This window comes from Trinickia camelliae, from assembly GCF_053525655.1.
This window is the reverse complement of sequence record NZ_JBCHAA010000011.1, coordinates 167,205-181,288: the sequence shown is the minus strand read 5'-3', so window position 1 is coordinate 181,288 and position 14,084 is coordinate 167,205. Positions and strand designations below refer to the sequence as shown.

The following is a 14,084-nucleotide window of genomic DNA, read 5'->3' as shown; positions in this document are numbered from 1 at the left end:
TCAAGGGTGAGCGCGCCACATGATTACAAATAGAACATCCGGTCCTCGTCCGACTTCGCCGCGTGCGGCTCAGCTTCCTCGCGGTCCTCATAGAACGCGAGCACCGCTTCGAGCACCTGGTCGGGTTCGTCGATCACCTGCATCAGCTTCATGTCTTCGGGATTGATAAGACCCATCGGCACGAGCGCCGATTCGAACCAGCTGAGCAAGCCCTTCCAGAACTCCGCGCCCACGAGAATGATCGGCACGTGGCGCGACTTCTTCGTCTGGATGAGCGTGAGCACTTCAGCGAGTTCGTCGAGCGTGCCGAAGCCGCCGGGCATCACGATCACGGCATCCGAGTTCTTGACGAACGTGACCTTGCGCGTGAAGAAATGCCGGAAGCGCAGTGAGATGTCCTGCCATTGATTGCCCGATTGCTCGTGCGGCAACTCGATGTTCAAGCCGACCGACGGCGCCTTGCCTGCGTGCGCACCCTTGTTGGCCGCTTCCATGATGCCGGGGCCGCCGCCTGAGATCACGGCGAAGCCGGCATCGGACAGTTTTCGGGCGATGACGGTGGCGAGTTTGTAGTACGGCGAGGTCGGTTTTAGACGCGCTGAACCATAGATGCTGACGGCCGGGCGGATCTCCGAGAGGTACTCGGTCGCCTCGATAAACTCTGCCATAATCGTGAACATCTGCCACGATGCGCGGGCCTTCTTTGCCGTCGCGCGCTCTTGATCTGCGAGTGAACGCAGACTCGGAATCACTTTTCTCTTGTTCATAATGCCTGAAGAACGAAACCTAAAAGGTAAGACCCTGCTATTGGTCGACGGTTCGAGCTATCTGTATCGGGCCTACCATGCGATGCCTGATTTGCGTGGCCCGGATGGCGGACCGACGGGTGCGCTGTATGGAATCATCAACATGTTGCGGCGCATGCGCAAGGAAGTCACGGCAGAGTATAGCGCGTGCGTGTTCGATGCCAAGGGCAAGACGTTTCGCGACGACTGGTATCCCGAGTACAAGGCGAATCGTCCGTCGATGCCCGAAGACCTCGCGCGGCAGATCGAACCGATCCACGTCGCGGTGCGTGCGTTGGGGTGGCCGCTCTTGATGGTCGACGGCGTCGAGGCAGACGACGTGATCGGCACGCTCGCCACGCAAGCCGAGGCGCACGGCATGAACGTGATCGTCTCCACCGGCGACAAGGACTTGGCGCAACTGGTTAGCGATCATGTCACCCTCATCAATACGATGACGAACGAGACGCTCGATCGTGATGCGGTCATCGCGAAGTTCGGCGTGCCGCCGGAGCGCATCATCGATTACCTCTCGCTGGTCGGCGATACGGTCGACAACGTGCCGGGCGTCGACAAGTGCGGTCCGAAGACCGCTGTCAAATGGCTCACGCAATACGAGACGCTCGAAGGTATCGTCGCACATGCGGACGAGATCAAAGGTGCGGTAGGGGACAATCTGCGCCGCGCGCTCGATTTTCTGCCGATGGCGCAAAAGCTCGTCACCGTCGAGCGCGCGTGCGATCTGAATGAGCACGTCGAGTCGATTGATGCGACGCTTGCGACGCGTCCCGAGTCGCTCGGCGAGTTGCGCGACATCTTCCTGCGCCATGGCTTCAAGACCTGGCTGCGCGAAGCCGAGACGGCGCAGGCACAGGCTCAGGCGAGCGTTGTGGCTACGAATGGTGCGGAGGGTGTGGCCAAAGCCGCCGAGGCGCAACCCGCTTTGGCGCTCGAAGCGCCGCGCCACTACGACACCGTGCAGACCTGGGAGCAGTTCGACGCGTGGTTCGCGAAGATCGATGCGGCCGCGTTGACCTCCTTCGACACAGAGACGACCGCGCTCGATCCGATGGTCGCGCAGATCGTCGGCTTGTCGCTGTCGGTGGAGCCGGGATACGCCGCTTACGTGCCGCTCGCGCATCGCGGTCCTGATGCGCCGGAGCAGTTGCCGCGCGACGAGGTGCTGGCCAAGCTCAAGCCGTGGCTCGAAAACGCCGGGAAGAAGAAAGTCGGCCAGCATTTGAAGTACGACGAGCAGGTGCTCGCGAACTATGGCATCGAGCTGAACGGCATCGAGCACGACACGCTCTTGCAATCGTACGTGCTCGAATCGCACCGCACGCACGACATGGACAGCCTCGCGCTGCGCCACCTCGGCATCAAGACGATCAAGTACGAAGACGTGGCGGGCAAAGGCGCGCAGCAGATCGGCTTCGATGAAGTACCGCTGGAGAAAGCGGCCGAGTACGCCGCCGAAGACGCGGACATCACGCTGCAACTCCATCAAGCGCTCTATCCGCAGATCGAACCCGAAGCGGGCTTGCTGCGCGTCTATCGCGACATCGAGATCCCGACTTCGCGTGTGTTGCGGCGCATGGAGCGCAACGGGGTGCTGATCGATACCGAGCGGCTGCGCAAGCAAAGCAGCGAAATCGCGACGCGGCTCATCGAGCTCGAAGGGGAGGCTTATGAGTTGGCGGGCGGCGAGTTCAACATGGGCTCGCCGAAGCAGATCGGGCAGATCTTCTTCGAGCGCATGCAGTTGCCCGTGGTGAAGAAGACGCCGAGCGGCGCGCCGTCGACCGACGAAGAAGTGCTGCAGAAGCTCGCCGAAGACTACCCGCTGCCGAAGTTGTTGCTCGAGCACCGCGGCTTGTCGAAGCTCAAGTCCACCTACACGGACAAGCTTCCGCTGATGGTCAACGCGCAGACCGGGCGCGTCCATACGAACTACGCGCAAGCCGTCGCCGTGACGGGGCGGCTCGCCTCGAACGATCCGAACCTGCAGAACATCCCGGTGCGCACGGCCGAAGGCCGCCGCATCCGCGAGGCGTTCATCGCGCCGCCAGGCAGCAAGCTCGTGTCGGCGGACTACTCGCAGATCGAGCTGCGCATCATGGCGCACATCTCCGGCGATGAGTCGCTCCTGCGCGCGTTCGCCAACGGCGAGGACATCCACCGCGCCACGGCAGCCGAAGTTTTCAGCGTGACGCCGCTCGAGGTCTCGAGCGACCAGCGGCGCATCGCGAAGGTCATCAACTTCGGCTTGATCTATGGGATGAGCTCGTTCGGACTCGCATCGAACCTCGGCATCACGCGCGATGCGGCGAAGCTCTACATCGACCGCTACTTCGCGCGCTATCCGGGCGTTGCGCGCTACATGGACGAAACGCGTGCGAGCGCGAAAGAGAAGGGTTACGTCGAGACGGTGTTCGGGCGGCGCCTCTGGCTGCCCGAGATCAACGGCGGCAACGGTCCGCGCCGTCAGGCGGCCGAGCGCGCGGCGATCAACGCGCCGATGCAGGGCACCGCGGCCGACCTCATCAAGCTGTCGATGATCGCCGTGCAGAACTGGCTCGACGAGCAGAAGGGCGGCACGCGCATGATCATGCAGGTCCACGACGAATTGATCCTCGAAGTGCCGGAAGAGGAGTTGTCGCTGGTTCGCAAGCGGCTGCCCGAGCTGATGTGCGGCGTCGCCGAGCTGAAGGTGCCGCTCGTCGCGGAGGTCGGGGCTGGCGCGAGCTGGGAGGAAGCGCACTGAGGGCGCACTGAGCGTTCTTGTTCGCGCATCCGTTGAGCGCGCCTTGAAGACATCTTCAAGGCGCGACCGCAGACGAATGGCTAAACCGTCTATAGCGTCGCGCGCATGACACACATGCGGCGCGGCGGCTTGTCCTGGAAACGATCCCACCCTGACAATGGCCTATCTGGCTCGTCCATTTTTGGCCGAGGACAATTCGCACAACCGAACGGCAACCACGGAGAGTGTCAATGCATCGTTTCATCGTCGTTGGGGGAGGCGCAGGGGGACTTGAACTGGCGACGCGTCTTGGCGATCGCTACGGCAAAAAGAAGAGTGGCGAGGCGCCCGCACTGGTGACGCTTGTCGACCGTTATCCGACGCATATCTGGAAGCCCTTGCTGCACGAGGTCGCGGCCGGCAGCATGGACCCCTTCACGCAGGAGCTCGAATACGCGGCGCAGGCGCGCTGGCACGGTTTCGAGTTTCAGCAGGGCGAACTGGCCGGGCTCGATCGCAAGGCGAAAAAGATCAGGCTCGCGCCGGTCCTCGACGACGACGGCGCCGAATTGCTGCCCGAGCGCGAACTCCAATACGACACGCTCGTGATCGCGATCGGCAGTACGACGCATTTCTTTGGCGTGCAAGGCGCACCGGAATATTCGCTCGCGCTCGATACGGTCCATCAGGCCGAGCGTTTCCGCAAGCGCCTGATCGCGGCCTGCATGCGCGCCGAGCATCAGGAGCATGCGCGCGTCGAGAGCGGCGATGGCATGTCGCCCGATAAGGAAGCGCGCATTCAGGTGGCGATCGTCGGCGGCGGCGCGACGGGGGTCGAATTGTCTGCGGAATTGCGCAACACGGCGCAGGTGCTGTCGGCGTATGGGTTGCACAAGCTCGATCCGCGGCACGACGTGGGCATCGTGCTCATCGAGGCGGGGCCGCGCATTCTTCCGGCGCTGACGGAGCGTGTCTCCGGCGCGACGGCCGAGCTGCTGACCAAGCTCGGCGTGAAGCTCATGCTCGGCGAGACGGTGGCCGAAGTCGCGCCTGGCCTGGTGCGGACCGCGAGCGGCAAGACGGTGCGCGCCGACCTGACGGTCTGGGCCGCGGGCATCAAGGCGCCGCCGGTGCTGGCAAAGCTCGACGGGCTCACGGTGAACCGATTGGGTCAGCTCGAAGTGCGCCGTACGCTGCAGACCGTCAACGACGACGACATCTTCGCGCTCGGCGATTGCGCCGCATGCCAATGGCCCGGCAATGAGCGCAACGTGCCGCCGCGGGCGCAAGCGGCGCATCAGCAGGCGAGCTTCCTGTTGAAATCGCTCGTGAACCGGATGGAGGGCCGGCCGCTCGCGGAGTTCACGTATCGCGACTTCGGCTCGCTCGTGTCGCTCGGGCATTGGAGCGCGGTCGGCAATTTGATGGGCGGGCTGATCGGCGGAAACATGCTGATCGAAGGTCTCTTTGCGCGCTTTATGTACATGTCGCTGTACCGGCTGCATATCGCCGCGCTGCACGGTTATCCGCGGATGATGCTCGATACGTTCGCGCATTGGCTGCGGCGCACCACGCTGCCGCGCGTGAAGCTTCACTGATCGAAGACTGGAAGGGCGGGAAAGGCTCCTGCAAAGGGCGCAGCAAGGTAGATGAAGCCATGCGTCGCTAGAATCGATCGAACGCAGCAACGTCTGCGTGTCTCGGCGGGGCCGCCATCTGGCGGCCCTTGCCGTTCCGGTCGAATTCCGCCCGCCGTTGTGCTCAGCTCATCGCGTTCAGCTCAGGCAGCGGCCAAAACAAGGAGCGCCGTATGCTGAAGCCCGAAATCGACAGTCTGATCCCGCATGTTCCGTTCAACCGCCGCACGTTCATCAAAGCCGCGCTCGGCAGTGGCTTTGCCGCGTGCGTGCTGCCGGTCTCCGCGCAGACCATCCATACCGATAGCGTTGGGCTCGAAGCGGGCGAGATCGGCTTTAATTCGGGCGGCGATCTCATTCCCGCGTATCGCGCGCAGCCGGCGGGCAAGACGCATCTGCCGGTGATCATCGTGATCCACGAGATTTTCGGCGTGCACGAGCATATCGCCGATATCTGCCGGCGCTTTGCCAAGCTCGGCTATCTCGCGATCGCGCCGAACCTGTACTCGCGCGAAGGCGACCCGACCGCTTATCCGACGATGCAGCAACTGGACAAAGAGGTGGTTAGCAAGGTCTCCGATGCAACGGTGATGGCCGATCTCGACGCGGCCGTTCAATGGGCCGGCGGGCACGGCGGAGACTTGCGCCGGCTGGGTGTTGCCGGTTACTGCTGGGGCGGTCGCCAGGCGTGGCTCTTCGCGGAACACAACCCGCGCTTGAAGGCGGTAGTCGCCTGGTATGGGCGCGTGGCTGGCGAGCATGGCCCGATGACTCCGGTGAACCCGATCGATCGAGTGGCGGACCTGCATGCACCGGTATTCGGCTTCTACGGCGAGCAGGACAAGAGCATCCCGCAGGACACGCTCGAGCAAATGAAGGCGTTGATCGCGCAAGGGCCGATGGTGGCGCGAAGCTCGCAGTTCGACGTCTACGGCGACGCGGGGCACGCGTTCTTTGCGGACTATCGGCCGAGCTATCGCAAGGCTGAAGCCGAAGATAGCTGGCGCCGTGCCCTAGCGTGGTTTAACGAGCACGGAGTCGCCTGACGCGATGTCGTACGGCAGGCGCCGCGTGCGCCTGCCGTACGAACGCGCATTCGTTGCTTAGGGATTCGCGCCCGTCGCCACAGGACGCGACGGGTCAGCGCACCATTCGCTCCACGATCCCGAATACAGCGCGGCGCCGTGCAATCCGGCGATCTCCATCGCCAGCGCGTTGTGGCACGCTGTCACCCCCGACCCGCATTGCAGCATCACCTGCTCGGGCAACTTTCCGCTCAACACGGCACTGAAGTCCTCGCGCAGCGAGTGGGCGGACTTGAAGCGCCCGTCCGCCGTGAGGTTGTCCATGTAGAAGCGGTTCCGTGCCCCCGGAATGTGGCCGCCGACAGGGTCGATCGTTTCGTTCTCGCCGCGATAGCGATCCGGCGAGCGCGCGTCGATCACGATGCGATCGGGTGCCGACAAGTTGCGCAGCACGGCTTGGGCGTCGACGGTCGCGACGAGCGGGGCGACCGCCTTGAAGTTGCCTGCCGACTTGGCGGGCACCTGCGTATCGAGCGCGAACCCGGCAGCCTGCCATGCGAGCAAACCGCCGTCCAGAACCGCTGCCGAGTCGTGGCCAAGCCAGCGCAGCAGCCACCAAAGCCGCGCCGCATAAACGCCGCTTTGCGCGTCGTACGCGACGATCTGCTGATTTTGATTGAGGCCCTGCGCGGCCAGTGCCGCAACGAGCGCGGCGCGGTCCGGAAGTGGGTGACGTCCGTTCGTGCCGGTCTTCGCGCCCGACAGGTCGCGATCGAGATGCAGGTAGTGCGCGCCGGGGATATGGCCTGCTGCATAGGCTTGCTCGCCTGCGCCGGGGTCCGCGAGATTGAAGCTGCAATCGAAGACGAGCACGCTACCCGGTGCGTTGGCGATGCGTTCTGCGAGATTGGCGGCCGAAATGAGAGTGGTGTAGTGGGTATGAGGCATGACAGCTCCTGATAGACATGCGTCCGGCTCGTGCTGGAAGGCTGTTGTTAGTCTAAACAAAAAGACGGGCAAGAAGGGTTTCAAACCCAACTTGCCCGTCTTTTCATCTATCAGCGTGCTGTGGCCTAACCGCTCGGATCGCGCTCAGATCGGCCCGAGTTCGCGTCGCAGGAATTCGTGGAAGTGCTGCATGCCGTCTTCCATCGGGCTTTGGTACGGCCCGACCTGCGATTCGCCGCGATTCATCAGCGCCCGACGTCCTGCGTCCATGCGCTCGCCGATTTCGTCGTCTTCGCGAGCCGTTTCCATGTACGCGGCACGCTCGGCTTCGACGAATTCGCGCTCGAACAACGCGATTTCCTCGGGGTAGTAGAACTCGACGACGTTCGTCGTCTGAGTCGGGCTGCGCGGAATCAGCCACGAGACGACCAGCACGTGCGGATACCACTCGATCATGAGACCGGGGTAGTACACCATCCAGATCGCGCCGAACTCAGGCGGCTCGCCGCCGCGGAAGCGCAACACTTCGTCGTGCCACTTGCGGTACGTGGGGCTGCCCGGTTTCGCGAGCTGGTTGTGTACACCCACCGTCTGGACGCTGTACCACTCGCCGAATTCCCACTTGAGGTCGTCGCACGACACGAAGCTGCCGAGCCCCGGATGGAACGGCACGACGTGGTAGTCCTCCAGATAGACCTCGATGAAGGTCTTCCAGTTGTAGTTGCACTCGTGCACTTCGACGTGATCGAACATGAAGCCCGAGAAGTCGAAGTGATGCTTGGTGCCGAGGCGTGCGAGATCTTCCGCGACGTTGCGGCCCTGGGCTTCGAACAGCAGGCCCTGCCAGTTCTGCAACGGCGTGGCGCCGAGGTTCAGGCACGGGTTGTCGGCGAAGTGCGGCGCGCCGAGCAGGTTGCCGTTCAGGTCGTACGTCCAGCGATGGAGCGGACAGACGATGTTCTCCGTCTGGCCGCGGCCGTTGAGCATGATGGCTTGCCGGTGGCGGCACACGTTGGACAGCAGCTCGACTTGCGACTGCTGGTTGCGCACGAGCACGCGCCCTTCGCTTTCGCTCGGCAGCGCAAAATAACTCCCCGCTTCGGGGACCATCAAGTCGTGCCCGACGTAACGAGGACCTTGCTTGAAAAGTGTTTCGATTTCGCGCGTAAGAAGCGCTGGGTCAAAATAAGCTGTGACTGGCAGCTGACTGGAGATAGCCTTCAGCTGCAAAGCATTGCTCAGATTGGACATTCCCACTCCCGATGAAGACGTGAAAGCAGTGAACAACCCAACCATCGATAAGATTCGATTTGGGGAGCCCGCGATTATACCCTTTTCCCCCTCCTTGGGGTGCATAAGTATCTGATTTGGGTCAAAATTGCCCCCGGAGTTCACAGTTTTTCACTCGAATTCGTCGGGGAAATGGTGGATGCCTTCGGTCTGAGGATTGTGTCGGGCAGGTCGGGTTTGTCTCTTTTGCCGTAGAATGTCCGACTTGTTTTTAAATTCCGACTCTGCTCATGGCGAAGACCGCAGCCCAGGACACCGCTCGTGCCGCGCCAGGCGGCGATGGCGCGCCATCGCCGGAGAACTACGAAGCAGCTGTGGCGGAACTCGAGGAGCTGGTCGCGCGAATGGAAGGCGGCACGCTGAGCCTCGAGGAATCGCTTGCCGCGTATCGGCGCGGCGCCGCTCTTGTGGCGTTCTGTCAACAACAATTGGAAAAGGTGGAGCAGCAGGTCCGCGTTCTCGACAACGAGACGCTGAAGCCGCTTTCCTCCAACGCAGCTCCCGCGGATAGCGGAGATGATCTATGACATTTGAAGAATGGATGCGTTCGGTGCTCGGACGCGTCGAGGCGGCACTCGAACACTATTTGCCGGGGCCGGATACGGCGCCTGCCCAACTGCACGAAGCGATGCGCTATGCCGTGCTGGGCGGCGGCAAACGGGTGCGCCCGTTGCTGTGCCATGCGGCCGGCGAGTTGACCGGTGCCAGCGCGAAGGCGCTCGAAGCGGCGTCGGCGGCACTGGAAATGATTCACGTCTATTCGCTCGTGCACGACGACATGCCGTGCATGGACGACGACGAACTGCGCCGCGGCAAGCCCACGGTGCACGTCAAGTATGACGAGCCGACGGCCTTGCTCGTCGGCGACGCGCTGCAATCGCAGGCATTCGTCGCGCTGACCGACAGCGCGGCGCTCGCGCCCGCGGCGCAAGCCGCGCTCGTGCGCGAGCTGGCGCTCGCGAGCGGCTCGATCGGCATGGCCGGCGGCCAGGCGATCGATCTGGCGAGCGTGGGCCTCGCGCTCACGCGGCCGCAGCTCGAAACGATGCATCGGATGAAAACCGGTGCGCTTTTGCGTGCAGCCGTGCGCATGGGCGCGCTGGCGGGCGAGGCGCCGGGCGACGAGGCCCTGCGCTTGCTCGACGCGTATTCGGCCGCGGTCGGCCTCGCGTTCCAGGTCGTCGACGACATCCTCGACGTCACGACCGATTCCGCGACGCTCGGCAAGACCGCTGGCAAAGACGCGAAGGACGGCAAGCCGACCTACGTGTCGATCATCGGGCTCGACGCGTCCCGTGCACTGGCTGCGCAGTTGCGCAGCGAGGCGCACGAGGCGCTCGTGCCGTTCGGCGCACGCGCACAGCGCTTGGCCGAACTGGCTGACCTGGTTGTGAACCGGGTAAGTTGAACGCGGAAGTTAACGCTATAAGCCCGCCGCCGCGCACTAAGCATGACGGGAGTGCGCGAGAAAAGTGCGGGCGCGTAAGTTTTCCTACAATGGAACGACGATGTACGACTTGCTGAAAACTATCGACGACCCAGCGGACCTGCGCCGCCTCGATCGCCGCCAACTGCAGCCGCTCGCTGACGAGTTGCGTGCCTACGTGCTCGACAGCGTGTCGCAGACGGGCGGCCATTTGTCGTCCAATCTCGGTACGGTCGAACTGACGATCGCGCTGCACTATGTGTTCAATACGCCGAACGATCGCATCGTCTGGGACGTCGGACACCAAACGTATCCGCACAAGATCCTGACGGGCCGCCGCGACCAGATGCACTCGCTGCGCCAGTTCGGCGGCATCTCGGGCTTTCCGCGCCGCACGGAATCCGAGTACGACACGTTCGGCACGGCGCACTCGAGCACGTCGATTTCGGCTGCGCTCGGCATGGCGATCGGCAGCAAGCTCAAGGGCGACGACCGCTTCTCCATCGCCGTGATCGGCGATGGTGCGATGACGGCCGGCATGGCGTTCGAAGCGATGAACAACGCCGGTGTTTGCGACGATGTCCCGCTGCTGGTGATCCTGAACGACAACGACATGTCGATTTCGCCGCCGGTAGGCGCGCTGAATCGCCATCTCGCGCGCCTGATGTCGGGCCGCTTCTATGCAGCGGCTCGCGCCGGCGTCGAGCGCGTGCTGCGCGTGGCGCCGCCGATGCTCGAACTCGCCCGCAAGCTCGAAGAGCACGCGAAGGGCATGGTCGTGCCGGCCACGCTCTTCGAAGAGTTCGGCTTCAACTACATCGGGCCGATCGATGGCCACGATCTCGATTCGCTGATCCCGACGCTCGAGAACATCCGCGAATTGCGCGGCCCGCAATTCCTGCACGTCGTGACGAAGAAAGGCCAAGGCTACAAGCTCGCCGAGGCCGATCCGGTGCTCTATCACGGTCCGGGCAAGTTCAATCCGGTCGAGGGCATCAAGCCGTCGACGGCGCCTTCCAAGAAGACCTACACGCAAGTGTTCGGCGAATGGCTGTGCGATGCGGCCGAGCTCGATTCGCGTGTGGTCGGCATCACGCCCGCGATGCGCGAAGGCTCGGGCATGGTCGAGTTCGAGAAGCGCTTCAAGGACCGTTACTACGACGTGGGCATCGCAGAGCAGCATGCGGTGACGTTCGCGGGCGGTCTCGCCACCGAAGGGATGAAGCCGGTTGTCGCGATCTATTCGACGTTCCTGCAACGTGCATACGACCAGCTGATTCACGACGTCGCGCTGCAAAACCTGCCGGTGGTCTTCGCGATCGACCGCGCGGGCCTCGTCGGCGCGGACGGCGCGACACACGCGGGCGCGTATGACCTCGCGTTCCTGCGCTGCATTCCGAACATGACCGTGATGGCCGCGTCGGACGAAAACGAATGCCGCCAGATGCTGTACACGGCGTTGCAGCAGCCGAACCCGACTGCGGTGCGCTATCCGCGCGGCGCGGGCACGGGCGTGGCGACCGTCAAGCAGATGACTGCGATTCCGCTCGGCAAGGGCGAAGTCCGCCGTCAGTCGTCTGCGCCGAAGGGCAGCCGCATTGCGATTCTCGCGTTCGGCACGATGGTCGCGCCGGCGCTCGCCGCAGCCGAGGAACTCGATGCGACGGTCGCCAACATGCGCTTCGTCAAGCCGGTCGATGCCGAGCTTCTGCGCGAGCTTGCCGAGACCCACGATGCGCTCGTGACGGTCGAAGAAGGCTGCATCATGGGCGGCGCGGGTTCGGCTTGCGTCGAATCCCTCCTTGCCGATGGGGTTATGCGACCCGTACTACAATTGGGTCTTCCCGATACCTTCATCGACCACGGCGATCCGGCCAAGCTGCTCTCGATGGCTGGGCTCGATGGTGCGGGCATCGCGAAGTCGATTCGCGAGCGCTTTCTGAAGCCTGCGGCCGAAGGCGAAGCCACGAAGCTGGCAATGCGCGTCGCCTGAGGGCGCGGCCGCTATCGCGGCCGTGGGGCGCTTCGTATCCCCGTTTGAACTACATGGGCCTGCGGGCCCATGTTTCGTTACTGGCATCACGGATGCCAGCCGGCGCGCGGCCTTTTTTTGCGCGTTCGTGAATGTCAGAACAGGAAAGAACAAGATGAATCAGATGAACCCGGCCTTCGTGATGCCCGATGTGCAGAGCACGGTCGATACTCGCCAGATCCCGATTCAGCGAGTCGGCGTCAAGGCGGTGCGGCATCCGCTGACGGTTCGCACGCCTGACGGCGAGATCCAGCCGACGGTCGGCACATGGAATCTCGACGTCCATCTGCCTGCCGAGCAAAAGGGCACGCATATGTCGCGCTTCGTCGCGCTGCTCGAGGAAAACAAGGCGCCGCTCGAACCGGCGACGTTCCGCGCCATGCTCGCGTCGATGCTCGAGAAGCTCGAGGCGAAGGCCGGCCGCATCGAAGTGACGTTTCCTTACTTCGTGAACAAGATCGCGCCGGTGTCAGGCGTGAAGAGTTTGCTCGATTACGAAGTGACGCTCACGGGCGACACGCGCAACGGCATGACGCGCCTGTTCTTGCGCGTGCTCGTGCCGGTGACGAGCCTGTGCCCGTGCTCGAAGAAGATCTCGCAATACGGCGCGCACAATCAGCGCTCGCACGTGACGATCAACGCTGAGCTGGCTGGCGATCTGCCGGTTGAGGAACTGATTCGGATCGCTGAAGAAGAGGCGTCGTGCGAGCTCTGGGGGCTGTTGAAGCGTCCCGACGAGAAGTTCGTGACGGAGCGCGCTTACGAAAATCCCAAGTTCGTCGAAGATCTCGTGCGCGACGTGGCGCAGCGTCTGAATCGGGACGGGCGCGTCGTAGCGTATGTGCTCGAAGCCGAGAACTTCGAGTCGATCCACAATCACAGCGCGTATGCGGTCATCGAGCATGACAAGCGTGATGCGGTCGATGGGGTTTAAGGCGACTGCCTGGAGCCAGAGCCGCGGCTAAGCTAGGCGATGCTTGCGGGCCGTCGCATTGCAAGGTGTGCGGCAAAAACGAAGGGGCGCTTTCAAGCGCCCCTTGTTCGTTCTGGACACGATTTCAGCGTGATTCAGCGTGCTAAAGCGTGAACGGTTACCGCGCGAGCGAAGCAAGGTCCCAGCGCGGCTTCACGGTGAACGCATAGTCCCGGCTGAGCTGCTCGGGCCAGCGCGCGAGACGCAGCGCGCCGGCGAGCGCGATCATTGCGCCGTTGTCCGTGCAGAGTGAGAGATCCGGGTAGTGCACGTCGAAGCCGCGTTTTTGCGCCGCGGCGGAAAGCGCCTCGCGCAATTGCCGGTTTGCACCTACACCGCCTGCGACGACGAGGCGCTTGAGCTTCGTCTTCTTGAGCGCGGCGAGCGACTTGGCCGCCAGCACGTCGACGGCCGCATCGACGAAGCCCCGCGCAAGATCCGCTTTCGCCTGCTCGCAGACGTTCGATCCGAGCTTCTTCATGTGCGTCAACACGGCGGTCTTCAAGCCGCTGAAGCTGAAATCGAGGTCGCCCGAATGCAGCATCGGACGCGGCAGCACAACCGCGCCCGGCGTGCCGAACTCCGCGAGCCGCGACACTTCGGGGCCGCCCGGATAGCCGAGCCCGAGCAGCTTCGCGGTTTTGTCGAAGGCTTCGCCGGCTGCATCGTCGAGCGTCTCGCCAAGCGTTTCGTAGACCCCGACGTCGGTCACGCGCATCAGCTGCGTATGCCCGCCGGACACGAGCAGCGCGACGAACGGAAAGGGCGGAGGCGCGTCGACGAGCAGCGGCGACAGCAAGTGCCCTTCGAGATGATGGATGCCGATGGTGGGCTTGTCCCAAGCCATGGCGAGCGCGTTCGCGACGCTCGCGCCGACCAGCAGCGCGCCCGCGAGACCGGGCCCTTGCGTGAATGCGATCGCGTCGATGTCCGAGCGGGCCGCACCGGCGCGCGCGAGCACCTCTTCGAGCAGCGGCAGCGCGCGGCGGATATGGTCGCGCGAAGCCAGCTCCGGCACGACGCCGCCGTATTCGCGGTGCATCGCGATCTGCGAGTGCAGCGCGTGGGCGAGCAGGCCGCGCTCGGTGTCGTAGAGCGCGAGGCCGGTTTCGTCGCAGGAGCTTTCGATGCCGAGAACAAGCATGGTGTGTATCGCGTGTGGCGTGGAAAAACGCCAGGAGAAGGGGCGTTGGGCCAGCCGTAAAAGGGCTAAAGAGAGCTATTA

General features: G+C 63.6%; 11 protein-coding genes. 7 read left to right on the top strand and 4 right to left on the bottom strand.

The annotated features are described in order from the left end of the window. Positions 1 to 23: 23 nt before the first annotated feature. On the bottom strand, positions 24 to 767 hold the full coding sequence (locus AAHK20_RS19430) for an LOG family protein (RefSeq protein ID WP_449183131.1): 744 nt from the start codon (positions 765 to 767) through the stop codon (positions 24 to 26). Position 768: 1 nt separating this feature from the next. Here AAHK20_RS19430 and polA point away from each other — a divergent pair, with 1 nt between their 5' ends. From polA to AAHK20_RS19415, 3 genes are all read left to right on the top strand, one after another. Further along, on the top strand, positions 769 to 3,549 hold the full coding sequence (polA, locus tag AAHK20_RS19425; protein WP_449183130.1) for a DNA polymerase I: 2,781 nt from the start codon (positions 769 to 771) through the stop codon (positions 3,547 to 3,549). 230 nt (positions 3,550 to 3,779) lie between these two features. After that, positions 3,780 to 5,126: an NAD(P)/FAD-dependent oxidoreductase gene (locus AAHK20_RS19420; protein WP_449183129.1), complete on the top strand. Its 1,347-nt coding sequence runs from the start codon at positions 3,780 to 3,782 to the stop codon at positions 5,124 to 5,126. Between the two features lie 212 nt (positions 5,127 to 5,338). Then, positions 5,339 to 6,211: a dienelactone hydrolase family protein gene (locus AAHK20_RS19415; RefSeq protein ID WP_449183128.1), complete on the top strand. Its 873-nt coding sequence runs from the start codon at positions 5,339 to 5,341 to the stop codon at positions 6,209 to 6,211. Positions 6,212 to 6,268: 57 nt separating this feature from the next. On the opposite strand, the gene AAHK20_RS19410 is transcribed toward AAHK20_RS19415, so the two are convergent. Together AAHK20_RS19410 and AAHK20_RS19405 are read right to left on the bottom strand one after the other, a co-directional pair. Beyond that, complete coding sequence (locus tag AAHK20_RS19410; RefSeq protein ID WP_449183127.1) at positions 6,269 to 7,138, bottom strand: sulfurtransferase; 870 nt, start codon at positions 7,136 to 7,138, stop codon at positions 6,269 to 6,271. Between the two features lie 144 nt (positions 7,139 to 7,282). Further along, positions 7,283 to 8,389, bottom strand: a complete 1,107-nt coding sequence (locus AAHK20_RS19405) for an aromatic ring-hydroxylating oxygenase subunit alpha (RefSeq protein WP_449183126.1) — start codon at positions 8,387 to 8,389, stop codon at positions 7,283 to 7,285. Between the two features lie 269 nt (positions 8,390 to 8,658). On the opposite strand from AAHK20_RS19405, the gene AAHK20_RS19400 reads away from it, so the two are divergent. From AAHK20_RS19400 to folE2, 4 genes are all read left to right on the top strand, one after another. Continuing rightward, the gene (locus AAHK20_RS19400; protein ID WP_449183125.1) at positions 8,659 to 8,955 is read left to right on the top strand and encodes an exodeoxyribonuclease VII small subunit; all 297 of its coding nucleotides are present in this window, start codon (positions 8,659 to 8,661) and stop codon (positions 8,953 to 8,955) included. Beyond that, positions 8,952 to 9,836 (top strand): polyprenyl synthetase family protein, encoded by an 885-nt coding sequence (locus AAHK20_RS19395; protein WP_449183124.1) that lies wholly within the window; start codon positions 8,952 to 8,954, stop codon positions 9,834 to 9,836. Before AAHK20_RS19400 ends, AAHK20_RS19395 begins: the two co-directional genes overlap by 4 nt. Positions 9,837 to 9,936: 100 nt before the next feature. Continuing rightward, the gene (gene dxs / locus AAHK20_RS19390; RefSeq protein WP_449183123.1) at positions 9,937 to 11,847 is read left to right on the top strand and encodes a 1-deoxy-D-xylulose-5-phosphate synthase; all 1,911 of its coding nucleotides are present in this window, start codon (positions 9,937 to 9,939) and stop codon (positions 11,845 to 11,847) included. 154 nt (positions 11,848 to 12,001) lie between these two features. Then, positions 12,002 to 12,820: a GTP cyclohydrolase FolE2 gene (gene folE2 / locus AAHK20_RS19385; protein ID WP_449183122.1), complete on the top strand. Its 819-nt coding sequence runs from the start codon at positions 12,002 to 12,004 to the stop codon at positions 12,818 to 12,820. A gap of 157 nt (positions 12,821 to 12,977) precedes the next feature. On the opposite strand, the gene tsaD is transcribed toward folE2, so the two are convergent. Then, positions 12,978 to 14,003 carry a tRNA (adenosine(37)-N6)-threonylcarbamoyltransferase complex transferase subunit TsaD gene (gene tsaD / locus AAHK20_RS19380; RefSeq protein WP_449183121.1) on the bottom strand — a complete coding sequence of 342 codons (1,026 nt, stop codon included), beginning with the start codon at positions 14,001 to 14,003 and terminating at the stop codon, positions 12,978 to 12,980. Between the last annotated feature and the right edge of the window lie 81 nt (positions 14,004 to 14,084).